The sequence below is a fragment of the Pseudomonas sp. NPDC089428 genome, from assembly GCF_044749325.1.
GTDB lineage: Bacteria > Pseudomonadota > Gammaproteobacteria > Pseudomonadales > Pseudomonadaceae > Aquipseudomonas.
Map to the genome: position 1 here is coordinate 362,963 of NZ_JBIVHT010000004.1, position 22,637 is coordinate 385,599.

Annotated in this window: 21 protein-coding genes; 14 read left to right on the forward strand and 7 right to left on the reverse strand. The window is 62.6% G+C overall.

What is annotated here, in order from left to right; translation table 11 throughout:
* Nucleotides 1-271: 271 nt before the first annotated feature.
* From ACIPZ5_RS10480 to ACIPZ5_RS10535, 12 genes are all read left to right on the forward strand, one after another.
* Nucleotides 272-481: a hypothetical protein gene (locus ACIPZ5_RS10480; RefSeq protein ID WP_400808366.1), complete on the forward strand. Its 210-nt coding sequence runs from the start codon at nucleotides 272-274 to the stop codon at nucleotides 479-481.
* Nucleotides 478-1,944: an FAD-dependent oxidoreductase gene (locus ACIPZ5_RS10485; protein ID WP_400808368.1), complete on the forward strand. Its 1,467-nt coding sequence runs from the start codon at nucleotides 478-480 to the stop codon at nucleotides 1,942-1,944. The genes ACIPZ5_RS10480 and ACIPZ5_RS10485 overlap by 4 nt, the downstream gene beginning before the upstream one ends.
* A 127-nt stretch (nucleotides 1,945-2,071) precedes the next feature.
* The gene (locus ACIPZ5_RS10490; RefSeq protein WP_261940145.1) at nucleotides 2,072-2,689 is read left to right on the forward strand and encodes an acyltransferase; all 618 of its coding nucleotides are present in this window, start codon (nucleotides 2,072-2,074) and stop codon (nucleotides 2,687-2,689) included.
* The gene (locus ACIPZ5_RS10495) at nucleotides 2,682-3,638 is read left to right on the forward strand and encodes a glycosyltransferase family 2 protein (protein WP_400808371.1); all 957 of its coding nucleotides are present in this window, start codon (nucleotides 2,682-2,684) and stop codon (nucleotides 3,636-3,638) included. Before ACIPZ5_RS10490 ends, ACIPZ5_RS10495 begins: the two co-directional genes overlap by 8 nt.
* 8 nt (nucleotides 3,639-3,646) lie before the next feature.
* Nucleotides 3,647-4,171 (forward strand): serine acetyltransferase, encoded by a 525-nt coding sequence (locus tag ACIPZ5_RS10500; protein ID WP_313710931.1) that lies wholly within the window; start codon nucleotides 3,647-3,649, stop codon nucleotides 4,169-4,171.
* Nucleotides 4,172-4,199: 28 nt separating this feature from the next.
* A complete protein-coding gene (locus tag ACIPZ5_RS10505; RefSeq protein WP_400808374.1) occupies nucleotides 4,200-5,177 on the forward strand; it encodes a glycosyltransferase family 2 protein in 978 nt (325 codons plus the stop codon).
* 7 nt (nucleotides 5,178-5,184) lie between these two features.
* Complete coding sequence (locus ACIPZ5_RS10510) at nucleotides 5,185-6,132, forward strand: DUF535 family protein (RefSeq protein WP_400808614.1); 948 nt, start codon at nucleotides 5,185-5,187, stop codon at nucleotides 6,130-6,132.
* A 22-nt stretch (nucleotides 6,133-6,154) separates the two neighbouring features.
* Entirely contained in the window at nucleotides 6,155-7,360 is a 1,206-nt protein-coding gene (locus tag ACIPZ5_RS10515; protein ID WP_400808377.1) for a glycosyltransferase, read from the forward strand.
* Nucleotides 7,354-8,541, forward strand: a complete 1,188-nt coding sequence (locus ACIPZ5_RS10520; protein WP_400808378.1) for a glycosyltransferase family 2 protein — start codon at nucleotides 7,354-7,356, stop codon at nucleotides 8,539-8,541. Before ACIPZ5_RS10515 ends, ACIPZ5_RS10520 begins: the two co-directional genes overlap by 7 nt.
* Nucleotides 8,541-9,302: a WecB/TagA/CpsF family glycosyltransferase gene (locus tag ACIPZ5_RS10525; RefSeq protein ID WP_400808381.1), complete on the forward strand. Its 762-nt coding sequence runs from the start codon at nucleotides 8,541-8,543 to the stop codon at nucleotides 9,300-9,302. Before ACIPZ5_RS10520 ends, ACIPZ5_RS10525 begins: the two co-directional genes overlap by 1 nt.
* Before the next feature lie 184 nt (nucleotides 9,303-9,486).
* Nucleotides 9,487-10,911: an undecaprenyl-phosphate glucose phosphotransferase gene (locus ACIPZ5_RS10530; RefSeq protein ID WP_261940138.1), complete on the forward strand. Its 1,425-nt coding sequence runs from the start codon at nucleotides 9,487-9,489 to the stop codon at nucleotides 10,909-10,911.
* 75 nt (nucleotides 10,912-10,986) lie between these two features.
* Complete coding sequence (locus ACIPZ5_RS10535) at nucleotides 10,987-12,606, forward strand: phosphoethanolamine transferase (RefSeq protein WP_400808385.1); 1,620 nt, start codon at nucleotides 10,987-10,989, stop codon at nucleotides 12,604-12,606.
* On the opposite strand, the gene ACIPZ5_RS10540 is transcribed toward ACIPZ5_RS10535, so the two are convergent.
* A complete protein-coding gene (locus ACIPZ5_RS10540) occupies nucleotides 12,607-13,551 on the reverse strand; it encodes a LysR substrate-binding domain-containing protein (protein WP_400808387.1) in 945 nt (314 codons plus the stop codon).
* A gap of 146 nt (nucleotides 13,552-13,697) precedes the next feature.
* Between ACIPZ5_RS10540 and ACIPZ5_RS10545 the strand changes: the two genes are divergently transcribed.
* Nucleotides 13,698-15,074 (forward strand): L-serine ammonia-lyase, encoded by a 1,377-nt coding sequence (locus ACIPZ5_RS10545; RefSeq protein ID WP_400808390.1) that lies wholly within the window; start codon nucleotides 13,698-13,700, stop codon nucleotides 15,072-15,074.
* Nucleotides 15,075-15,122: 48 nt separating this feature from the next.
* Here the strand turns inward: ACIPZ5_RS10545 and ACIPZ5_RS10550 are convergent, their stop codons facing one another.
* The 6 genes from ACIPZ5_RS10550 to ACIPZ5_RS10575 all read right to left on the reverse strand — a co-directional run bounded on the left by ACIPZ5_RS10550 (nucleotide 15,123) and on the right by ACIPZ5_RS10575 (nucleotide 21,504).
* Nucleotides 15,123-15,578, reverse strand: a complete 456-nt coding sequence (locus ACIPZ5_RS10550) for a DUF1842 domain-containing protein (protein ID WP_400808393.1) — start codon at nucleotides 15,576-15,578, stop codon at nucleotides 15,123-15,125.
* 19 nt (nucleotides 15,579-15,597) lie between these two features.
* Entirely contained in the window at nucleotides 15,598-16,179 is a 582-nt protein-coding gene (locus tag ACIPZ5_RS10555) for a DUF1842 domain-containing protein (RefSeq protein WP_400808396.1), read from the reverse strand.
* 249 nt (nucleotides 16,180-16,428) lie between these two features.
* Nucleotides 16,429-17,106: a DUF3313 domain-containing protein gene (locus ACIPZ5_RS10560; protein WP_261940132.1), complete on the reverse strand. Its 678-nt coding sequence runs from the start codon at nucleotides 17,104-17,106 to the stop codon at nucleotides 16,429-16,431.
* A 573-nt stretch (nucleotides 17,107-17,679) separates the two neighbouring features.
* Entirely contained in the window at nucleotides 17,680-18,975 is a 1,296-nt protein-coding gene (locus ACIPZ5_RS10565) for an NAD(P)/FAD-dependent oxidoreductase (RefSeq protein ID WP_400808399.1), read from the reverse strand.
* Between the two features lie 14 nt (nucleotides 18,976-18,989).
* Nucleotides 18,990-20,078, reverse strand: a complete 1,089-nt coding sequence (locus ACIPZ5_RS10570) for a polyamine ABC transporter substrate-binding protein (RefSeq protein ID WP_400808402.1) — start codon at nucleotides 20,076-20,078, stop codon at nucleotides 18,990-18,992.
* Nucleotides 20,079-20,145: 67 nt separating this feature from the next.
* Complete coding sequence (locus ACIPZ5_RS10575; protein WP_400808404.1) at nucleotides 20,146-21,504, reverse strand: glutamine synthetase family protein; 1,359 nt, start codon at nucleotides 21,502-21,504, stop codon at nucleotides 20,146-20,148.
* A gap of 152 nt (nucleotides 21,505-21,656) precedes the next feature.
* Here ACIPZ5_RS10575 and ACIPZ5_RS10580 point away from each other — a divergent pair, with 152 nt between their 5' ends.
* On the forward strand, nucleotides 21,657-22,556 hold the full coding sequence (locus ACIPZ5_RS10580) for a helix-turn-helix domain-containing protein (RefSeq protein ID WP_261940126.1): 900 nt from the start codon (nucleotides 21,657-21,659) through the stop codon (nucleotides 22,554-22,556).
* The last annotated feature ends 81 nt before the right edge of the window (nucleotides 22,557-22,637 follow it).

A 22,637-nucleotide genomic window follows, 5' to 3' on the forward strand; every position in this document is an offset into this window, starting at 1 on the left:
GGTGGGCTGGATGGAGGCTAGCATCGTGGCTAAATGAAACTATAGTGACTTCTAGCCATTCGGTCAGAGATTGACGTCATGCAGTCGATTGAAGTTGTGGCGATGCGAAGTTTCCAGCACAGGCGCGTGGCGCTGGTTATGCCTATGATTGCCAAAGGGGCACTCTGTGCCGCTCGGTTGACGCGCTTTTTCGATTGACCCTGATGGTCGCCCGACAAGGCCCGCAGCAGAGCGCGGGGCATAATAAAATCAACGGTATGGGGCTGTGATCATGGGGAAGCTGCAGTTTTGTACGCCGTTGCTGGGGCGCAGAGGCTTCATTCGCAATTGTGTCCTGTTGGGTGCCGGAGCGGCCTTGTTCGGTTTGAATGACAATGCCAATGCTGCGCGCAAACCTGCGGCAAAGGGTGGCTTCGTCATCATCAATGGCTGGGTGTTGCCGGTTGGCTACTTCCAGGACGGCCAGGACGGACGCTCATGATCAAGGATTACGACGCCGACAAGACCCTGCGTCACGCTTACGACTTCTGCATCATCGGTGCAGGCCCTGCGGGGATCACGCTGGCCTTGCGCCTGGCGGGTGCGGGATGGAGCGTGGCGTTGCTCGAAGGGGGCGGGCGCGAATACACACCGCGCTCGCAGGTGCTGTACAAGTGCACCTCCACCGGCCTCGAGCTATATCCCGGGGAAGCCCGCCTGCGTTACCTGGGCGGCACCTCCAATCACTGGATGGGGCGTTGCCGGCCCTTCACCGAATCTGATTTTGCCGTGCCACCGCCAGGCGACATGCCCGGTTGGCCGATCCCTTATGCTGAAATCGAGCGCTATCTGCCGGGCGCCATGGAGATCGTCGACCTGCCCCAGGGCGCTGAGTTTCGCGCGGTGAATCCGGGCCTGAAAGGTGGCGATTTCGACGCCGACCGTTTCCTGCTCAGCCCGCCAACACGTTTTGCGCAGAAATACGCCACGGAGCTCGAGGAAACGCCTGGGCTGGATGTGTTCATCAACTGCAACTGCGTCGACCTCCTGTTCGATCAGGCCAAAGGCCAACTGAAAGCTGTTCAGGTGTCCGATTACGACGGCAAGCGTCAGCCGGTCATCGCGCGCAACTATATCCTGGCCATGGGCGCCATTGAAAACGCCAGGCAGCTGCTCAACAGCCAGTCGTTGGCCGACGCGGGCATCGTTCGCAAGGACGGCCTGGTCGGTCGCTGCTTCATGGAGCACCTGAATATCGACATGGGCAAGTTCATCCTGCGCAGCGGGGAGGACACCGAGCCGCGTCAGTACTTCACCACCGATGCCTTCGTCGCCGAATACCACGCCGGCAAGGGCAATGTACTGGCGTCTGTGCTGGAAGATGTGCGGACCTACGGCCGCACGGCCGAAGTAAAGCGCTTTCTGGAAAACCTGGCCTGTGAAATGGGCGTGGCCAGCAAGATCGAATTCGTAGCCAAGTTCAGCTGCCCGGGCGATGGCGTGATCACCACGCTGATCGAGCAGTTCCCCAACGTTCAGAGTCGTATCTCGCTGCTGGATGAAAAGGACGAACTGGGTGTGGCCAAGGTCAATGTCAACTGGGTATTGAGCGCCGATGACCGGCACACCATCAAGTGCATCGGCAACGAACTGGCCAAGCAGTTCGCCGAAATGGGCCTGGGTTTCATCAAGCTCAGCGATTACGTCTACGACACCAGCCTGCCGCTGATGCTGTCGCCGCATGCACATCACATGGGGACCACGCGGATGGCGGCCAGTGCCAAGGACGGGGTGGTGGATATCAACTGCAAGGTGTTCGGCATCGAAAACCTCTATGTCGCCGGCAGCAGTGTGTTTGCCACCGGCGGGGCCTCGAACCCGACAATGCCGCTGCTGCAGTTCGCCTTGAGGCTGGCCGACCACCTCAACGAGAAAATGCGCTCGGCAAACGGGGCAGCGGCCTGAACCGGTTGAACTGAAACTGAAGTAGCGGTGTGTAAGGGTTGAGTGCAACAGGGTCAGCACCCACAAGAACGAGACCTTGTTCGCCTCAGGGACAGTCCAGGATCGCTTGACTTGCGAGGCTTGCCATATGTTTGGATGGATACGCAATGCAGTGGCGCATTATGCCAACACCACTGGGCGAGGCGTTACCGCCTACCTGAAACTGTGCAAACCCACACCGAGGCAGTGGGGCGAATTTCAGTGCCGATGGGGCAAGTTCTATTCGGTGGGCAGCAACTTTCACATGAACGTCGGTTGCAACGTTACCGACCCGGCACTGGTACGCATCGGCAATAACGTCGGCTTGTCCGATTGCACCCTGATCGGCCATGACGGCGTGGTGGCGCTGATCGAAATCTGCTACGGCGGGAAGCTGGACTCGGTCGGTGTCATCGACGTCAAGGACAACAGTTTTGTCGGCCACGGCGCGATCGTCATGCCGCGGGTTACCATCGGGCCTGATTCGGTGGTGGCTGCCGGTGCTGTCGTGACCAAGGACGTAGCTCCGGGTACCGTAGTCGGCGGCAACCCGGCCAAGTTCATTTGCACCACTGCCGACCTGATCAAGCGGGTCGAGGAACGCTGCAACACCTACCCCTGGATAGACCTGATCAAGCAACGCAAAGGCTCCTTCGACCCTTCGCTGGAGGCAACATTGGCGATGCACAGGCGTCGCTATTTCTTCGGGGACGGCAGCAATGGATAAGAAGCCGGTCGATGTGATGGTGGTCAACTTCAACACCGCTTCGTTGCTGCAGCCGATGTTCGATGCGCTGCGCGCCGCCGGAGGCGAAGCCCTGGCCAGCTACCTGGTGGTGGACAATGCCTCGGTTGATGACTCGGTCGAGCGCCTGGGCAAGGTTTGCCCTGAAGCCCTGTTACTGAGCAACAAGGCCAATGTCGGTTTCGGCCGCGCCAACAATCAGCTGCTGGCGCACCTGCAAGGCAAGTACGCGCTGCTGCTCAATACCGATGCCTTCGTGGCTGCCGACAGCCTGCAGAAAACCATCGACTACATGGAAGCCCACCCGGATTGCGGCATTCTCGGTGTGCGCCTGGTGGGCCGTGACGGTGACCTGCAACCGAGTTGCCGCTATTTCCCGACACCCTTGAACGTATTTGTCGGGCGCACCGGGCTCGGGCGTTTCTTCCCGGGCCTGAAAATGGTCGATGAAATGGACTGGGACCACGCCTCGGTGCGTGAGTGTGACTGGCTGCCCGGTTGCTTCTACCTGGTGCGCCGTGAAGTGCTCGACCAGGTGGGCCTGTTCGACCCGCGTTACTTCCTCTATTACGAAGAGGTGGACCATTGCAAGCGGGTAAAGGCGGCCGGCTGGAAAGTGGTGTACTTCCCCGGTACCACCGTGGTGCACATCGGCGGTGAAAGCTCCAAGTCAGTGGCCGAACTTGAAGCGGCGAGCCGGCAGATATCCGGTTATCAGATCGAGAGCGAACTGCTGTACTTCCGCAAGCATCACGGCGCGGCGGGGCTGGCCTTGCACATGCTGCTGGTGAGCCTGGGCGACCTGGTGCTGGCGCTCAAGGCATTGCTCAAGGGCCGCGGCCTGGCTGCGATCAAGGCATGCTGGCGGCACACTCGCGCCACCTGGTCGCTGTTGTTCAAGACCCAGTTTGCCAGCCAACCCACACGGTAGGTGAAACCATGTTCGATAACATCCGCGCGGACTTGCGCGCTCACGGTGGTGATTGGGGCGCCCAGGGGTTCTGGGTGCTGCTGGTCTACCGCTTCGGTCGCTGGCGCTATGGCGTACGCCCGGCCCTGCTGCGCAAGGTGTGCTCCTTCGTCTACAAGGTGCTGTTCAAGTTCGTACAGATCATCACCGGGGTGGAGTTGCCCTGTGAGGTGGTGATCGGCCGCAACTTCGTCATCGACCACTTCGGCGGCATCGTCATCAGTGGCTATGCGCGTTTTGGCGATGACTGCCGGATCCGCAATGGTGTGGTGGTGGGCCTGAAGAATGTCGACGAACCCATCGCCCCGGTGTTCGGCAACAACGTGGATATCGGCGCCGGGGCCAAGGTGCTGGGCAACATACGCATCGGTAACAACGTGGCGATAGGCTCGAACGCGGTGGTGCTGACCGATGTGCCGGACAACTGCCTGGCAGTGGGGGTGCCCGCGACCATCAAGGTGCGCAAGCACAGCGATGCGATGCAGTACACGTGACTCAGCCCGCAGCTGAGGAGTGAGGCCCATGGAAACAGGCATTGGAGTGGTGGTGATCGGCCGCAATGAGGGCCAGCGCCTGGAGCGCTGCCTGTTGTCCCTGACGGGCCGTGCGGACCAGCTGGTGTACGTCGACTCCGGCTCCTCCGACGGCTCGGTGCAGCTGGCGAAGCGGCTTGGCGTCGAAGTGGTGGCGCTGGACATGACGCAACCCTTTACCGCGGCTCGGGCGCGCAACGAAGGCTTTGCCTGCCTGCAAGGCATCGTGCCCGGCATCCGCCATGTGCAGTTCGTCGACGGCGACTGTGAAGTGGATGCCGGCTGGCTGGGCAAGGCCCAGGCATTTCTCGACCAGCACCCGGACGTGGCAGTGGTGTGCGGGCGGCGCCGCGAGCGCTTCCCGCAGCGCTCGGTGTACAACCTGCTCTGCGATCTGGAGTGGGACACACCAGTGGGGGAAGCCAAGGCCTGCGGGGGGGATGCACTGATGCGTGTCGACGCGTTCATGGCGGTGTCCGGTTTTCGCCCGGAACTGATTGCCGGCGAAGAGCCGGAGCTCTGCGTGCGCTTGCGCGCTGGTGGCTGGAAGGTCTGGCGCCTGGCGGATGAAATGACCCTGCACGATGCCGCCATGACCCGTTTCGGGCAATGGTGGCGGCGCAGTCTGCGGGCGGGTTATGCCTATGCCGAAGGTGCCTACCTGCATGGGCAGACACCGGAACGCCATTGGCTGCGCGAATCACGGCGCGCCTGGTTATGGGGCCTCAACCTGCCACTGGCGATCCTGGCCGTGAGCCTGCTGTCGGGCGGTTGGGGGCTGTGGTTGTTGCTGCTCTATCCGTTGCAGATCGTGCGCCTGGCCCGCCGCGGCGAGCGTTCGACGCGGGAAAACTGGTGGCAGGCGGTGTTTCTGGTGCTGGGCAAGTTTCCCGAGATGCTCGGCCAGGCAAAGTTCCTGCTTAACAGGTATGCGTCCGGCAAGGCGCTGCTGATCGAGTACAAATGACATGTCGATGACATTCAGGTCGTTAGCCAAGAGTGTGCTCACCTTGCAGCCCGGCTATTCGCTGCGCGCGCTCAACAACAAGTTCAAGTTGACGGTATCGATGGCCCGCGAGTGGCCCGGCTTGCAGGCTTTCGCCCTGCGCATGTCACGGGCACTGGGCAAAGACCGCTTCGAGCGGCTGGGCGTCGACTGCATTGGTGTCGTGCAGTGGCCCTACATCAGCAAGTGCTGGAGCGCCCCACAGCGGCTTGAAGCGGTGGCGTCGCACTATGAAGTGGTCGCGGCGCACTGTGCCCCGTTGCTGCTGTTGCAGCGTGACGAGCACCGACTGCTGTGCGACCTGTCGGCGTACTCCAGCGGATGCCGCCTGGTGCTCGACCGGCCCATCTGGTTCAAGCGCGAAGGCGAGCTGGTGATCAACCTGTTCCAGGGCGAGCTGCGCGTGGCCTCGCTGGCCTTCACCCTGTGCCGCGAAGCGGCGGGCCTGTGCCTGTACATCGGCGCAGTGCAGGGCATTCACAAGGGGGTGGACAGCGAAACCTCGCTGACGATCTACCGCGACCTGACCAAGGACTTCGAGGGCTTGCGCCCCAGAAGCCTGCTGATCGAGGCGATCAAGTGCGTGGCAAGAACGCTGGGGACCGTGCGCATCTATGCGGTGGGGGATGAGTATCGCCACCATCGCCACCCCTATTTTGGCACCGACAAGCACCAGGACCTGGCGGCCAACTACGACGTGATCTGGCAGGAGAACGGCGCCGGGCCATCGGACCGCGAGGACTTTTTCACCATTCCGCTGGCACCCGCGCAGCGCGCGGTAGAGGAAGTCGCGGCCAAGAAGCGGGCGATGTATCGCAGGCGCCATGCGTTGCTGGATGACGTGTTTGCCCAGATACAAGCCGCCCTGGCTGGCAGCTCTGTACAGCAGAGCACGGCAGACCTGGCCATCCAGTAAACGGACTCAGATTCGGGGCACTATGCGCATTGCTTATTTCATCAATCAGTATCCCAAGGTCAGTCACAGTTTCATCCGCCGCGAAATACTGGCGCTGGAGCGCCAGGGCATCGAGGTTCAACGTATCGCCTTGCGCGGCTGGGATGCCGAACTGCACGACGCCGAAGACCTGGCAGAACGGGGCAAGACCCGCTATGTGCTGCAGGAGGGGTTACGGGGTTTGCTGAAACCGCTGTTCGAAGTGGTACGAGCGCGACCCAAAGCGTTTCTTGCCGCCTTGCGCCTGGCGCTTCGCCTGGGTTGGCGCGCTGATCGCCCATGGCCCTATCACCTGGTCTACCTGGCCGAAGCGTGCCGGGTGGTGCAGTGGTTGCAGGCCTCCGCTGACGAGCATGTACACGCGCATTTTGGCACCAACTCGGCAGAGGTGGTCATGCTGGCCAACGCCCTGGGTGGGCCTGCCTACAGTTTCACCGTGCATGGGCCGGAAGAGTTCGACAAGGCACAGCGCCTGCACCTGGGCGAAAAGGTGCGCCGGGCCGCGTTCGTTGCGGCCGTCAGCTCCTTCGGGCGCAGCCAGTTGTTCCGCTGGGTGGCGCACGAGCACTGGGGCAAGGTCAAGGTGGTGCATTGTGGCCTGGAACCCAGTTTCCACGAGGGCGCTGCGCCTGCGCTACCGGCGGCGCCAAGGCTGGTTTGCGTCGGGCGATTGTGCGAGCAGAAGGGCCAGTTGCTGCTGATCGAGGCCGCGCGCGTCCTGGCGAGCCGGGGCGTGGCCTTTGAACTGGTATTGGCCGGCGATGGCGAGTTGCGGGGGGCGATCGAGACGCTGATCGCCCGGCACGGCTTGCAGGGGCAGGTGCGCATTACCGGCTGGATCAGCAGCGCGCAGGTGCGCGACGAAATCCTCGCCGCGCGCGCGCTGGTCTTGCCCAGCTTTGCCGAGGGCTTGCCGGTGGTGATCATGGAGGCCATGGCGTTGCGTAGGCCGGTGCTTACTACTTACGTGGCAGGCATTCCTGAACTGGTGCGTCAGGGTGAGAACGGCTGGTTGTTCCCGGCAGGTTCGGTGCAAGCGTTGACCGAGGCCATGCTCGACTGCCTGCAACAACCCGTGACGGTTTTGCAGGGCATGGGCGAGGCGGCTTACCAGCGTGTGCTCGAGCGCCACGACATCGATACACAGGCGGCCAGGTTGGTCAGCCATTTCAAGGCGCCGACATGCTGACCTTGTTGAGCGGGTTGCTGGGGCTGGCGGCGCTGCTGGTGCTGTTGCCGACACTGGTGCTGTTCGCCCAGGTGGTGCTGGCCTGCCTGCCTGAGCCGGCGCGGGTTGCCCGGCAAGGTCAACGGGCGCGGTTAGCCGTGCTCGTGCCCGCGCACAACGAGGCCTCGCTTATCGCGTCCACGCTCGCCAGCATCCGGCCGCAATTGCGCGAAGGCGACCAGCTGCTGGTGGTCGCCGACAACTGCACGGACCAGACCGCCAGCCTGGCACGCGAGGCGGGCGCGCAAGTGGTCGAGCGCCAGGATCAGCAGCGGCGGGGCAAGGGCTACGCCCTGGACTTCGGGGTGCAGCATCTGCGCCAGTCACCCCCCGAGGTGCTGATCATCATTGACGCAGACTGCCAGGTAGGCGCGGGTGCGCTGGAGCACCTGGCGCGCTGTTGCGTCGACAACGCCCGGCCCGCACAAGCGCTGTACCTGATGCATGCCCCTGCCGGTGCAGGGTTGAAGGTGCAGGTCGCCGCCTTTGCCTGGCGTGTGAAGAACCTGGTCCGCCCGCGCGGCTGGGCACGGGCGGGTCTGCCCTGCCAGTTGATGGGCGCGGGCATGGCATTTGCCTGGCAACACGTGTCGGCCGTCAACCTGGCAACCGGGCATCTGGTCGAGGACCTGAAGCTGGGCCTGGAGTGTGCCGCGCTCGGCAAACCGCCGCTGTTCTGCCCGGACGCTGTAGTCAACAGTCACTTCCCCACCAGCCAGGAAGGCCTGAGCATCCAGCGCAAGCGCTGGGAACATGGGCACCTGGGGGTGGTGCTGGCTGAGGGCCCCAAGCTTCTGGCGCGCGCTCTGGTGCACCGTAACTGGCCATTGTTGGGTATGGCCATCGACCTGCTGGTTCCGCCGCTGGCCTTGCTGTCAATGCTGCTGATGGCGCTTTTCGTGGTCAGCTGGCTGGCATTCGGGTTACTGGGTGTGCTGTGGCCTGCATGGCTTGCCACGCTGGCGTTGGGCCTGTTGGGCGCTGCCGTCTTGCTGGCGTGGGCACGTTTTGCGCGGGCGTTGATCCCGTTTTCGGTGCTGATGTACGCGCCGTTCTATGCGGCGAGGAAAATTCCCCTGTACCTGGGGTTCCTGCTCAAGCGCCAGGTCGACTGGGTGCGTTCGAAACGGGATGACAGCTGATGGGAGACTGGGCCTGGCTGCAACGCTGGAAGACGATCATGGGCAAACTGCACCTGGTTCAGGATGCGGCGCATGAGCAACGGCTGCTGGCGTCGCTTTGTTCAGCGCAGCGGGTAACCGTGCTGGGGTTCGTCAATGCCCATGCCATGAACCTGGTGGCCGGCAAGGCGGATTACTGCCAGGCACTGGCATCCGCTGACGTACTGCTGCGTGACGGCGCCGGCATGGCGATATTGCTGCGGCGCCTGGGGCTGGCCCCGGGGCTCAACATGAACGGCACGGACTTCATCCCCAAGCTGCTGGCGGCCTTCACTGGCAGGCGCGTGGCGTTCTGGGGCACGCGCGAGCCGTATTTGTCCGAGGCCGCCCAGCGCTGCGAAGCGCGGTATGGCGTGCAGGTGGTGTCACGGCACGATGGTTTTGCCGAGGCCGACACTTACCTCGGGCTCGCCCAGGCACAACAGCCCGAGCTGATCGTGCTGGGCATGGGGATGCCCAAACAGGAGCAGCTGGCGGCTCGGCTGGCGGCGCTCGACAGCCCCTGCCTGATCGTGTGCGGTGGGGCCATCGTGGATTTTCTGGGCGGCAAGGTAACGCGAGCGCCGCACTGGGTGCGGCGGCTGAACGGGGAGTGGTTGTTCAGGCTGCTCAAGGAACCCAAGCGCCTGTTCGCACGCTATGTACTGGGTAATCCGCTGTTCCTGCTGCGAGCGTTGGTTTATGTGAGGGCGCCCGCGCAGCGCGTGCAGCGGCGCAGCTGAGTGCTGCCTGTCGGGGCGCTCGATCTGCCCCGCAGCAAGCGCCGGGTGCTGCTACAGTGATATCAATTGACGCGAAACGCCGTGCTGCAAAATTTCAAAGGTTTTTCAGGTACCTGAGGTGAGTTTCCATCGCTTCGTTGTGATGGTCAGGCATTTGCCACACACAGATCAGTGAGGCCTTACGATGGTTTTCGAACCCAGAAGCAGTCGGTCGTTGCTCCAGCGTAGAAGTAGCGTCAGCAACGCCGTTCAAGCGGGCCTGGACGGGATCGCCGTCACCAGCGTTGCGTGGTACCTGATCTACGACCAGTTCGGCTACATCACTTCCGACTACGTGATCATGCTCCTGCTGCTGATCGGTGCGCTGGCGGTCATCTATGACCACTACGCCATCTACCGCAGCAACGTGGGGCTTTCGGTAAAGGCCTTCAGGTTGTTCAAGGCCTGGTCGGCGACCTTCTGTTTCCTGGTGGTCATCGCCTTCCTGACCAAGCAGAGCGAAACCTATTCACGGCTGCTGGTCGTTCAACTGTTTGTCATTGGTTATTTCGTCCAGCTGTTCCTGCATGTGGCCGTGCGCGAGTTGCAAAAGCGCTTCACGGCCCACGCGCGGCTGGATAACGCGTTGATCATCGGCAATGGCGACCTGGCCAACTTCCTGTATCAGAAGATCAGCAACAACCCGTGGTTCGGCGAGCGGGTGATGGGTTGCATCTGGGTCGATCAGGAAGACGATCAGGGGCGCGAGGGCCAGCAAGATGCAAAGCAGCGCCTGCCGGTGTTGGGCAGCATTGCCGACCTTGACGAGATCATCGCCCAACATGGCATCCGCACGGTCTACCTGGTTACACCTCTGGGGGGCTCTGCCGTCATTCAGGATGTTTACCTCAAGTTGCTCGACAAGTGCATCGCGGTCAACTGGGTGCCGGACATCTTCTCACTGCGTCTGATCAACCACAGCGTGCGCGAAATTGCCGGGATTCCGGTGCTGACCCTGTCGGAAACGCCGCTGACCGGGACCAGCCTGTTCCTGAAGAACCTCGAGGACCGCGTGCTGGCCGCGCTCATCCTGCTGTGCGCCTCGCCGGTGTTGCTGGCGGTCGCGTTGATCATCAAGCTCGACAGCCCCGGGCCGGTGTTCTTCCGCCAGGACCGTACGGGTTGGACCGGGGAGTCGTTCCGTATCTGGAAATTCCGCAGCATGCATGTGCACCAGCCGGAAAACGGCGTGGTCGAACAGGCACAGCGCAATGACCCACGGCTGACCCGGGTTGGGGCATTCATCCGGCGCACCAGCCTCGATGAGCTGCCGCAACTGTTCAACGTGCTGACCGGCGACATGTCGCTGGTCGGCCCGCGCCCCCATGCCTTGCAACACGACACGCTGTATTCACAGGACATTGTCGATTACTTCGCCCGCCACAACATCAAGCCCGGCATGACCGGCCTGGCGCAAGTGCGCGGGTACAGGGGCGAAACCAAGGACCTCGAGCAGATGATCCAGCGGGTCAATTCCGACATCGAGTACATCAACAACTGGTCGTTGTGGCTCGACTTCGTGATCCTGGTGCGAACGGTCAATGCCTTCACCGGCAAGCAGGCTTATTGACGCCGCAAACCTGGGTGGCGTTCAGGGGGAGGCATGGGCAGCGTGTCAGCGGGAGGGGCAGGAGCCGCGAGGCTATTGAAAGCCGAGTGGCCCTCGCTGGTGCTATGGGCGTTTCTGTTGTCGCCGCTGTTCGCCAGGCTGTTGGCGGATTGCCAATGCGCGAAGATCGACTTGCTGGTGTTGTACACCTTTGCCCTTTCAGTTTTGTGGCTGGTGGCAATCCGCTTCGTATCGGCCAATCAGTTCAGGGTGCACGTGCTGCTGATGCCCTTCTATCTGCTGGCGAGCATCGACCTGTTCGTGGTGCTGAACTTCGGTTCGCGCCTGACGGCGGCCTACCTGTTCATAGCCCTGACCAACTACAAGGAAGCGACAGACTTTCTCGCGACTTACTGGCGCTCGATCGTCGGCATACTGGCCTTGTTTGCACTGTGCTACGGGGTAGGGCTGGCCGGGCTGCATGGGCGCCGCCTGTACCGCAACAAGGCCATTTTTGCACTGGCCCTTGGCGGCTTGCTGCTGGGCTATGGCGCTTATTTCTACCAGACCGTCAAGCTCAACGCGTTCGGTAAAGGTGCAGTGCTGGATCTGATGGCCAAAGACCAGAGCACGCCGGTCGGCTACCTGTCGCAGATCGGCCTGACGGTGACCTTGTATGTGGAATCCAAGGGCTATATCAAGCAGCGCATGGAGTCGCAGGTGAAGATCACCAGCATCTCCGACCAGGCCGACATCGAGACCCTGGTGTTCGTCATCGGTGAATCTTCGCGCCCGCACAACTGGTCGTTGTACGGCTACAACAACAGGACCACGCCCTATCTCGACCAGCAGCCGGGGTTGTTCAAGTTCAACCGCATGTGCACGACCGCGCCCTATACCTCGGTTGCCGTACCTTCGTTGCTCAGCCTGGAACCCATCCGCGACTGGGATCTGATCGCCTCGAACAAATCGTTGGTAGGGATCTTCCGTGCGGCCGGATACGACACGTATTGGCTGTCTTCACAGGAGGTGGACAGCTTTGGCGGGATCATTCCGCAGATCGCCGCAGAAGCTCAATACCGCCAGTATCTGGAGCGCAGCTATGACGGCGCGCTGATACCGGTGTTACAGGAGGTGCTGGGCAAGGCCAATGGCCACCGGCAGGCGATATTCATACATATCAAGGGTAGCCACTTCGAATACGCGCGGCGTTTCCCCGGCGACTTTGCGCAGTTCAAGCCTGCAAGCGCAAGCCAGAAAGACCGGGTCACGGCCGATTATGACAATTCGGTCCTGTATACCGATTGGCTACTGTCGACGATCATGCAACAACTGACGGCCAGCCAGAAAAAAGCGCTGCTGGTCTACGCATCGGACCATGGCGAGAACCTGCTGGATGACAGCCGGGCACTGCTGGGCCATGGCATCGGCAATGAATATGACCTGTCGACCTCGGCGTTTGTCTGGTCCAGCGGCAACCTCTCGCCGGAACAATCGGGCAAGCTGCAGAAGTTGAAGGCCAGGGAGGATCAGCAGGTCAGCGTCGCTTCGTTGCCACACACGTTGCTGAACATCGCCGGGATATCGATGCCGGGGTATGACAGCGCGCAGGACTTGCTCAGCGATGAGTTCAAGGCCTCGGAATGCCCGCATCTGCTCGCTACCGGGTATGTGCCGTCGTTCAATTTCGACATCAAGCACATTGCCGCCGAATGATCAGGCCGACAGCGCCAATGGGTGCAGGGCGCGAAAGCCTTGTGCTTCTTCCACCAGCCAGTCATGCACCGCGCGGGCGCCAGGCTGATTCAACCCACCCGGCGGGTAGTGCACCATGTAGCGCTTGTGATTGGCGATGGGGTGGCCGAACGGCACGATCAAGGCACCGCGCTCAAGCTCGTCATTGAGCAGCGTACGCCGCGCAATGGCCACGCCGATGCCCGCGATCGCCGCTTCGATGGTCAGGTGGTTGCGGTTGAAGGTATGCCCGCGGCGCACGTCCAGCCCTGTGGCGCCGATCCCCTCCAGGTAGAACTCCCATTCCGCGTATTCCGAACTGCCGCGCCAGGCGGTGATGTCATGCAGCAGCGGGTAATGGGCCAGGTCGACCGGGCCATGCAACGGCGGGCGGCCACGCAGCAGCGTGGGTGAACAGACCGGGAAGATCTGTTCGTCCAGCAACGGGGTCGACAGCATGCCGGGGTAACTGCCGTCGTTGAGGTCGATGGCCAGGTCGAAGTCGCCAGGGTGCAAGGCCTGGGCGCTGTCTTCGGCGACCAGGCGCAGCTCGATGTCCGGGTAGCGCTGCTGGAAGCGCGGCAGCCGCGGGGTGAGCCACTTGGCCAGGAACGACGGGATCGAGCGCAGGCGCAAGGTGCCGCGGATTTCGCCGGCGTCCAGGCGCAGCAGTTCGGCTTCGATGCTGCCATAGGCCTCTGTCACTGTCTGGGCCAGGCGCTGGCCCTCGGCGCTCAGCTCCACACCCCGCGCCCGACGCAGAAACAGTTTGTAGCCCAGGCGTTCTTCGAGCTGACGCATCTGCTGGCTGACCGCACCGGGGGTGATGTGCAGTTCTTCGGCGCAGCGGGTGAACGACAGGTGCCGCGCCGCACAGGAAAAGACATGCAGCCAGACAAACATCTGGCCATTGAGTTGCCGTCGCATCGTTTAGTACCGCTAAAGCCTTGCTTAGGAAGTTTCGTTGGTCATCTGCCGATGAGCACGGCAGTATCGCGCAAATTGGCAATACCGTTCAATTTTCTCAGACAGCCGTGCGCGGGCGTAAAGCGCCGACACGGTCAGGCATTAGTATGGCTATCAGTGTTTTTGACCTTTTCAAGATTGGCATCGGCCCGTCCAGTTCCCACACCGTAGGCCCGATGCGGGCAGCGGCGAGCTTTGCCCAGGCGTTGCGTGAGCAAGGCCTGTTGGCCCAGGTGCAGCGTATCGAAGTGCGCCTGTACGGCTCGCTTTCAGCCACCGGGGTAGGCCATGCCACTGATCGCGCCTGCCTGCTTGGCCTGATGGGGCAGTGGCCGGATCGCATCGACCCGGCCACCATCGAACCACGCATCCATCAGCTGCTGCAGGAGCAGTGCCTGATGCTCGACGGCAGCCATCCGCTGGCGTTCCAGTATGACCGCGACATGCTGCTGCTGGACGAAAGCCTGCCTTATCACCCCAACGCCATGACCCTGGAGGCATTGGGCGGGCAGGGCAGCCTGTTGCAGCAGACCTACTATTCCATCGGTGGCGGCTTCATCGTCGAGCAGGGCGAGATCGATGCGCCGCAAGTAGAGGCCAACGCCGTTCAGCTGCCGTACGAATTTTCCAGCGGCGCCGAACTGCTGGCCCTGTGCAAGGCCAACCAGCTGAGCGTGGCTCAATTGATGCTGGCCAACGAGTGCGCCTGGCGCCCGGAAACCGAGGTGCGTGAAGGCCTGTTGCGGATCTGGGCGGCGATGCGCGATTGCGTTGACAATGGCCTGCGCAACGAAGGCATCCTGCCCGGTGGGCTCAACGTCAAGCGCCGTGCCGCACGGTTGCACCGCAGCCTGCAGGAGGCCGGGCAGCCCAACGTGATCGGTTCGACCCTGAGCGCCATGGAGTGGGTCAACCTGTTTGCCCTGGCGGTCAACGAAGAGAACGCCGCTGGCGGGCGTATGGTCACCGCGCCCACCAATGGCGCGGCTGGCATCATCCCGGCCGTGTTGCACTACTACATGAAGTTCAACCCAAGCGCCTGCGACGATGATGTGGTGGCGTTTCTGCTGGCCGCTGCTGCAGTCGGCATCCTGTGCAAGAAGAATGCGTCGATTTCCGGGGCCGAAGTCGGCTGCCAGGGGGAGGTCGGTTCGGCCTGTTCGATGGCCGCTGCGGGCCTGGCCGAAGTGCTGGGCGCCACACCACCGCAACTGGAAAACGCTGCCGAGATTGCCCTGGAGCATAACCTCGGGCTGACCTGCGACCCGGTCGGCGGGTTGGTCCAGGTGCCGTGTATCGAGCGCAATGCGATTGCCGCGGTGAAGGCGATCAATGCCGTGCAGATGGCCCTGCGCGGTGACGGTGAGCATTTCATCTCGCTCGACCGGGTAATCCGTACCATGCGCGACACTGGCGCCGACATGCATGCCAACTACAAGGAGACTTCGCGCGGCGGCCTGGCGGTGGCGTTCGTCGAGTGCTGATGGGCGTTGCGCCGGCAAGTTGCCTTGCCGGCGAACGTTGCTTGCGGGTTACACGCTTTCCAGCTGGCTGATGGCTGCCTTCAGCCGCTGCGCCAGTTGCGGACGGCCCTGGTGGGTCACATCCGGCGCCTTGCGCACCCGCCCGTGCTGATCGACCCAGTGGCCGTTACTGAAGTAACGGTAGCTGGCCGAGCCACTGCTCCAGCCGGTTTCCAGCAGGCCGTGCAGGTGGAAGGTCTGCGCGATCTGGCTGAGTGGGCCGCTGGAGCTGCCGTCCAGGCTGAGGACGATCGATGGCGCGCCGGCCGGCGCGAATTGCAGTTCGCTGTAGTCACCCCACACGTTGGCCTGGAATTGCTGCAACGGGTAGGTGGCCTGGCTGGCGCGGGCCTTGCCCGAAACCTTCTTGGTCACCGTGTTGACCAGCAGGTCGAGGGTCAGGACCGGGGCGCCGAGCAAGCCGTTACTGACGTTCAGGCGAACATGGAACAGTCCGATTGCCATGGTGTATCTCCTTGCCTGCTCAGGCTTTCTTGGCGGCCTTGGTGGCCGGGGACTTGGTCGCTGCGATGGCCTGGTCGAGGCCGCTGGTGGCCAGCTGCTTGAGCTGCGCGACATCGCCGTTGGCGATCACTGCCTCCAGGGTGGCGTTGTGCAGTTCGCTGTGCAGGTCGACATTGGCAAGTTGCTGGATGCGCTGGCCTTCCAGGGTGACCGGGACGTTGTCCACGCTCACCCAGCGCTGGCCATTGAAGTACTCGTAGTCGGCCACGCCGCGCTGCCAGCTTGGGTCGAGCAATGCCCTGAACTTGAACTGCACCGGCGAGTTGGCGTGTGGCCCACCGTGGTTGCCCTGGGCGGTGATCAGGATCCTGCCTTCGCTCGGTGGCTGGACGCTGAGGTAGGTGTAGCTGCCCCAGACGTCCAGGTGCAGGTCCAGTGGTGGGTTGATGGCCTGGGTGATCTGCGCTGTGCCGCTGAGGCTACGGTCCGGGGTGTAGACCAGCAGGTCCAGTTGCAGGCGCGGGGCGCCAGCGGCGTTGTTGCCGATCTGGTAGGACACCGGGAACAGCCCTACCGAAGGTGCGAGCAGTGAATCAGACATGATTGCCTCCATTGCATTCGATGAATGAAAAACCGATACACAGCTGCGAAGGCGGGCGGAAAAGGCGGGAAGAAGAGGGAACCGGGCGGTGCTGATGCTTGCCCGGAGCGAGCGGCTGTTGTCAGCCTGCTTGTGCAACCAGTCCCTGGTCTGCGGTGCCACCTGCCTGGCAGCCCGCTTGAGTAAAGCAGGGCTGACAGGCAGTGATGGCGTTTTTCAATGATCTCCGACGAGCGGAGCGGCTTTGGCTTATTTGCTCTTGTTCTTGAGGGTAATGAAGCTGGCGCGCATGTCCTTGGCCCAGCCATCGAGCACTGGCTTGACGTCGTTCAGGGTCAGCTTGGTCTTGTCATTCTCCAGCTCCTTGCCCGTGCCCTTGCGCACCACCTGGGCCAGCACCTTCTGGTTGCCGCCATCGAGGAAGGCCGCTTCGACACCGACATCCACTTGCTGGTCGCGACCGCCCATGGCGGTGTTGACGCCTGCCGAAACCAGGGCGATCGGGATGAATTCGTAAGGCTTGAGGCCTTCATTGCTGGTAGACACCGCGGTGATTGCCGGGCGTACCACGAGGGTGCCTGGGCCGGGCGCCTTGGCCAGGGGCAGCACGCTACCCAGTTCACGGCGCAGGGCATCGTTGAAGTAGCGGGTGATTTCACTCAGCGTCTGCTGGGAAATGACCGCAGTCGCTTGCGGCTTGGGGTAGAACTGGCTTGGCTCGATGAAGACCTGCGAGTACTGGTTGACGTTGACCTTGGGGTCGATCCAGCGCATCACCGGTGCGCCGGATGGGCTCTTCGCTTCCTGCAGGCGACTGTAGTCCTTGAGGAAGCCGGAATAGTCCTTGGGGTCCACGCGGTTGCTGGAGCAGGCAGCCACAGCAAGCAAAGCGGCGCACAACAGGGTAACGCGGGGCAATGATTTCATGATGGTCAGGCATCCATGATGGGTCGGCTTGAACAACGCTAGCAGGTGCTTGGCAGTTGGCCAGTGGTCGCTGTAAAAGCTGGCTGATTCAACTTCATGTCGAACTTAACTCAAGGCGTGGGGAGTGCTGAGCCAATGACTGAGAACCGCAATTTTACGCGCTGTTAATGTAGATTCTAGTTTATACATATTGTTTAAAAACAATATATTAGGAGTTTAAGTTGAGGTGAAGTGTATCTTTAGTGCATGCCTCAAGAGATGCAGCGCCTGTGAGATCGAGCGCCGCCCGCGCGGCGCATCGCGGATAAATCCGCTCCTACATTTGTTGCAACGTGGCCATGCCTGTGAGGCCATGGTTGTCAGCCTTGTTGGCATGACGGGATGTGAAGGTGTGCATTGATGCCGCCTCACATGACTTGAGACATGCGCCAGGCAGGCGACCATGGCGCCACAGGTTCGGCACGTTGCAACAAATGTAGGAGCGGATTTATCCGCGATGCGCCGCGCGGGCGGCGCTCGATCTCGCAGGCGCTGCATCTCTTGAGGCATGCACCCCTTGAGGCATGCACCTCGCTAGCCCAACACCTCGCGCAACCGGTACCACAACATCCCCAGTGCCAAAAGCGGCGAGCGCAGTGCCTTGCCGCCCGGGAACGTCAGGTGGGGTACGGCACTGAACACATCCAGCCCCTGGCTCTGCCCCAGCGCGATGCCTTCGGCCAGCAACTTCGCCGTCCAGTGGGTCACGTTCAAGCCGTGCCCTGAATAGCCCTGGGCATAGAACACGTTGGGGTGCTGGCTCAGCCGCCCGACTTGCGGGAAGCGGTTGGCGGTAATGCCGATCATGCCGCCCCACTGGTAGTCGATGCGCACATCGGCCAGTTGAGGGAACACCTTGAGCACCTTCGGCCGCATGTAGGCAGCGATGTCCTTGGGGTCGCGCCCGGAGTAGTGGCAGGCGCCACCGAACAGCAGGCGGCGGTCGGCCGTGAGGCGGTAGTAGTCCAGGCCGACCTTCTGGTCACACATGGCCATGTTCTGCGGGATCAGCTGGCTGGCGAGTGCTTCCGGCAGCGGCTCGGTGGCCACCACATAGCTGCCGGCGGGCAGCACTTTGCCGCTCAGGCGCGGCTCCAGTTCATCGAGGTGGGCATTGCAGCCCAGCACCAGACTCTGCGCCCGCACCTTGCCCCGTGCCGTGTGCAGGGTCACGGTGGGGCCATGTTCGATGCGCAGCACCGGGCTTTGCTCGAAGATGCGTACACCCAGGCCGTGGGCCACGCGCGCCTCGCCCTGGACCAGGTCGAGCGGGTGCAGATGGCCTGAGCCCATGTCCACCAGGCCGCCGGCGTACTGGTCGCTGGCGACGATCTCGTGCATGCCCTCGGGCCCGACCAGACGGGTTTCGTGGCGGTAGCCAAGGCTGGCCAGTTCTTCCTGTTCATCCTTGAACGCAGCGAACTGCGCGGGGGTGTTGGCCAGCTCGCAGAAGCCCCAGCGCAGGTCGCAGGCGATCGCATATTGTTCGATACGGCGAGCCACCAGGGCCACCGACTCGATGCCGGCCTGCTGCAGGTAGCGCACGCCGTCCTGGCCGACGTAACGGGCAAAGCCGCTGACATCATGGCCGATGCCACGGATCAGCTGGCCGCCGTTGCGCCCGCTGGCGCCCCAGCCGATGCGCCGGCCCTCCAGCAGCACCACGGTGAGCCCGCGTTCGGCCAGTTCCAGCGCGGTGTTGACCCCGGTCAGGCCGCCGCCGACCACGCACACGTCGGCCGTCAGTTCGCCGTCGAGGCAGGGGTAGGGTGCCGCGTTGCGCGCCGTGGCGGCGTAGTACGACGCGGTATGTTGGGTATCGAAAGGCATGGCGCGTTCTCGGTTCAGCGGTTGGACTTGATCTTGCTCCAGGAGCGGGTCATGACGCGCATGATCTTCGGGCTTGGGGTGCTGGAAATGTACAGCTTGTCCAGTACCGCCTGGGGTGGGTAGATCTCGGGGTTGTCGACCAGCGACTTGTCCATGTAGGCCTGGGCATCAGGATTGGCGTTGGCATAGCCGACCGTGGCGCTGACCTTGGCGATCACTTTCGGGTCGAGCAGGTAGTTGATGAAGGCCAGGGCCTGTTCGGGGTTGTTGGCGTCCTTGGGGATCGCCAGCAGGTCGAACCACAGGTTGCTGCCTTCCTTGGGAATGCTGTAGGCGATCTTCACCCCGTTCTTCGCTTCCACGGCCCGGTTGGCCGCCTGGAACACGTCGCCGGAATAGCCGAAGGCCACGCAGATATCACCATTGGCCAGGTCCGAGACGTACTTGGAGGAGTGGAAGTAGGTGATGTACGGGCGCAGTTCGAGCAGGCGTGCTTCGGCCTTGGCATAGTCGCCGGGTTTTTCGCTGCGCGGATCCATGCCCAGGTAGTTGAGCATCGCTGGGAACAGTTCGTCTGGCGAATCCATGAAGGCCACGCCGCATTGCTTGAGCTTCTTCAGGTTTTCCGGCTCGAACAGGGTCGCCCAGGAGTCGATATGGTCGACGCCCAGCGCGGCCTTGACCTTTTCGACGTTGTAGCCGATGCCGTTGGTGCCCCACAGGTACGGCACCGCATATTGGTTGCCTGGGTCGTTCTGCTCAAGCTGCTTGAGCAGCTTCGGGTCCAGGTGCTGCCAGTTCGGCAGCTTGCTGCGGTCCAGTGGCAGGAACGCACCGGCCTGTGCCTGGCGGGCCAGGAAGTGGTTGGACGGCACCACCACGTCGTAGCCGGTGCGGCCGGCAAGCAGCTTGCCTTCCAGGGTTTCGTTGGAGTCGAACACGTCATAGACGACCTTGATTCCGCTGCTGGCCTGGAAGTCGGCCAGGGTCGTGTCACCGATGTAATCGGTCCAGTTGTAGACGCTGACGCTGGGCGTGGCCTGAGCGGTGGCGCCGAACAGCAGGGCGAATGTGGCGGGGATCAGGGCTTGCAGATGACGCATGTCGACACCTCATAGGTCTTGTTCTTTGAGTTCGATGCAAGGGGGGCGCCTGGCGCCCCCGGGGGGATCACACGCTCAGCAGCAGGAACTCGCGTTCCCAGGAACTGATCACGCGCTTGAAGTTCTCGTGCTCGGCGCGCTTGACCGCCACGTAGCCCTGGACGAACTGCTTGCCCAGGTACTGCTGCACGGTCTGGCAATCTTCCATGTGCTGCAGGGCATCCTCGATGGTGATCGGTAGCCGCAGGTTGCGCCGCTCATAGGCCCGGCCCTGTACCGGCGCGCTCGGCTCGATCCTTTCGACCATGCCCAGGTAACCGCACAGCAGGCTGGCGGCGATCGCCAGGTAAGGGTTGGCGTCGGCACCCGGCAGGCGGTTTTCCACCCGCATGGCATCCGGGCTGGAGGTCGGTACGCGAAGGCCGGCGGTGCGGTTTTCCTCGCCCCACTCGACGTTGACCGGTGCCGAAGTGTCCGGCAGGAAGCGGCGGAACGAGTTGACGTTCGGCGCGAACATCGGCAGCAGCTTGGGGATGTACTTCTGCAGGCCGCCGATGTGGTGCAGGAACAGCTCGCTCATGCTGCCGTCGTCATTGGCGAACACCGGCTTGCCGGTGGCGATGTCGACCACGCTCTGGTGCAGGTGCATGGCGCTGCCCGGCTCGTCGGTGATCGGCTTGGCCATGAAGGTGGCTGTGACGTTGTGCTTGAGCGCGGCTTCACGCATGGTGCGCTTGAACACGGTGATCTGGTCGGCCAGGTCCAGCGCGTCGCCGTGGCGGAAGTTGATCTCCATCTGCGCCGGGCCGTCTTCGTGGATCAGCGTGTCCAGGTCCAGGCCTTGCAGTTCACACCAGTCGTAGACGTCTTCGAACAGCGGGTCGAATTCGTTGGCGGCGTCGATCGAGAACGACTGGCGCCCGCTTTCGGCGCGGCCCGAACGACCCAGCGGTACCTGCAGAGGCAAGTCCGGGTCTTCGCAGCGCTGGGTCAGGTAGAACTCCATTTCCGGCGCAACGATTGGCTGCCAGCCTTTGTCGGCATACAGTTTGAGCACCTTCTTCAGCACGTTGCGTGGCGACAGCTCGATCGGGTTGCCCTGCTTGTCGAAGGTGTCGTGGATCACGATGGCGGTAGGTTCGATGGCCCACGGAATCTGGTAGACCGCCGTTGGGTCGGGGCGGCAGACCATGTCGATATCGGCCGCATCGAGCAGGCTGTAGTAGATCTCGTCATCGACATAATCGCCGGTGACGGTCTGCAGCAGCACGCTTTCGGGCAGGCGCATGCCGCGCTCGTGAAGGAACTTGGCGGTCGGTGCGATCTTGCCGCGGGCAATGCCGGTCAGGTCACTGATCACGCATTCGACTTCGGTGATGCGGTGTTCTTTCAGCCAGGTGGACAGCTGATCGAAGGGGGCGTTCATACAGACCTCTTGGTTGGGTTTTTGTGTGCGCGGCAGGTGCCGGTGACTTCCCAGGTGGCGCGCTGGAGACTATCTTGGGCGCAGGCCCGCTAAGCCATCTATCCACTTTCTTCGGCAATGAATGCACCAAAAGAGTGCAACTAGGACAAAGCGTGACAACGCCCAATGCCTTGCAGGTCCAGGCTTTCCACACCACCGATGTCACCGAACAGGTGCGCGCCACCCCCGGTTGGCAGCAGCAATACCGGCAGATGTCGCCCGGGCATTTCAGCGGCCAGCTGCGCTGCCTGGGGCTCGATGGCGTGGACGTGTACGAAGAGCGCCTGAATACCCGGGTTGAGCAGTTCTTCCGTGCGCCAAGTGGTTCGCTGGCGTTCTGTTTCGACCAGAGCGAAAACAGCCTGTACCTGCTCAACGAGCAGAGCCGCAACATCTGGATCACACCGGAGAACTACCAGGAAGTGGCGGTGGTGTTCGACCAGGCGTTTCTTGCCCGCCATGGCCTGGACCCGCAACGGCTCGAAGGGTTGTTCATGGTGCCGCTGGGCAGCGGGCAGAATGCGTTGTTCGGCAGCTGGCTGAGCGCCACATTGACCCGCCTTGGCCAGGCGGATTGCCCGGTGCAAGGGCAGGCACTGGCCGAGCAGTTGCTGGAGGACTGCCTGTTCATCCTCGACAACGCCTGCCAGCGCTTGCAGGGCGGGGCGCTCGGGCGGCGCGGCGAGGAACGGGCGATCATGCAACGGGTCAGCGAATGGGCGGCAGATTGCCCGGAAGAAACCCTCAATCTGCTGGAGTTGGCCGAGGTGGCCGGTGTGTCGCTGCGCCAGCTGCAGCAGGCGTTCAAGGCGTTCACCGGAATGCCACCGGCGCACTGGTTGCGCTTGCGTCGGCTCAATGGTGCCCGGCGGGATCTGTTGCGCGGCGGCGAGGTGACCGTGGCCGAGGTGGCGATGCGCTGGTCGTTCTGGCATTTGGGAAGGTTTTCAGAGAGTTACCGGCAGTTGTTCAAGGAGTTTCCTAGCGAGACGCTCAAGCGGGGCAGGGGCTGATTTTTTGTTGCCTGCTCGGGCCTCTTCGCGGGGCAAGCCCGCTCCCACAGGACCCACACCTTGTTCAGCTTTGTGGTGATC

Bases quoted from the DNA above. Each gene is read 5' to 3' on its own strand.
- ACIPZ5_RS10575 (WP_400808404.1), bottom strand. From the start codon at position 21,504: ATGAACGCCCCCTTCGATCAGCTGTCCACCTGGCTGAAAGAACACCGC.
- ACIPZ5_RS10505 (WP_400808374.1), top strand. From the start codon at position 4,200: ATGGAAACAGGCATTGGAGTGGTGGTGATCGGCCGCAATGAGGGCCAG.
- ACIPZ5_RS10480 (WP_400808366.1), top strand. From the start codon at position 272: ATGGGGAAGCTGCAGTTTTGTACGCCGTTGCTGGGGCGCAGAGGCTTC.
- ACIPZ5_RS10495 (WP_400808371.1), top strand. From the start codon at position 2,682: ATGGATAAGAAGCCGGTCGATGTGATGGTGGTCAACTTCAACACCGCT.
- ACIPZ5_RS10520 (WP_400808378.1), top strand. From the start codon at position 7,354: ATGCTGACCTTGTTGAGCGGGTTGCTGGGGCTGGCGGCGCTGCTGGTG.
- ACIPZ5_RS10500 (WP_313710931.1), top strand. From the start codon at position 3,647: ATGTTCGATAACATCCGCGCGGACTTGCGCGCTCACGGTGGTGATTGG.
- ACIPZ5_RS10510 (WP_400808614.1), top strand. From the start codon at position 5,185: ATGACATTCAGGTCGTTAGCCAAGAGTGTGCTCACCTTGCAGCCCGGC.
- ACIPZ5_RS10560 (WP_261940132.1), bottom strand. From the start codon at position 17,106: ATGAAATCATTGCCCCGCGTTACCCTGTTGTGCGCCGCTTTGCTTGCT.
- ACIPZ5_RS10570 (WP_400808402.1), bottom strand. From the start codon at position 20,078: ATGCGTCATCTGCAAGCCCTGATCCCCGCCACATTCGCCCTGCTGTTC.
- ACIPZ5_RS10490 (WP_261940145.1), top strand. From the start codon at position 2,072: ATGTTTGGATGGATACGCAATGCAGTGGCGCATTATGCCAACACCACT.
- ACIPZ5_RS10530 (WP_261940138.1), top strand. From the start codon at position 9,487: ATGGTTTTCGAACCCAGAAGCAGTCGGTCGTTGCTCCAGCGTAGAAGT.
- ACIPZ5_RS10565 (WP_400808399.1), bottom strand. From the start codon at position 18,975: ATGCCTTTCGATACCCAACATACCGCGTCGTACTACGCCGCCACGGCG.
- ACIPZ5_RS10545 (WP_400808390.1), top strand. From the start codon at position 13,698: ATGGCTATCAGTGTTTTTGACCTTTTCAAGATTGGCATCGGCCCGTCC.
- ACIPZ5_RS10540 (WP_400808387.1), bottom strand. From the start codon at position 13,551: ATGCGACGGCAACTCAATGGCCAGATGTTTGTCTGGCTGCATGTCTTT.
- ACIPZ5_RS10515 (WP_400808377.1), top strand. From the start codon at position 6,155: ATGCGCATTGCTTATTTCATCAATCAGTATCCCAAGGTCAGTCACAGT.
- ACIPZ5_RS10485 (WP_400808368.1), top strand. From the start codon at position 478: ATGATCAAGGATTACGACGCCGACAAGACCCTGCGTCACGCTTACGAC.
- ACIPZ5_RS10550 (WP_400808393.1), bottom strand. From the start codon at position 15,578: ATGGCAATCGGACTGTTCCATGTTCGCCTGAACGTCAGTAACGGCTTG.
- ACIPZ5_RS10555 (WP_400808396.1), bottom strand. From the start codon at position 16,179: ATGTCTGATTCACTGCTCGCACCTTCGGTAGGGCTGTTCCCGGTGTCC.
- ACIPZ5_RS10525 (WP_400808381.1), top strand. From the start codon at position 8,541: ATGGGAGACTGGGCCTGGCTGCAACGCTGGAAGACGATCATGGGCAAA.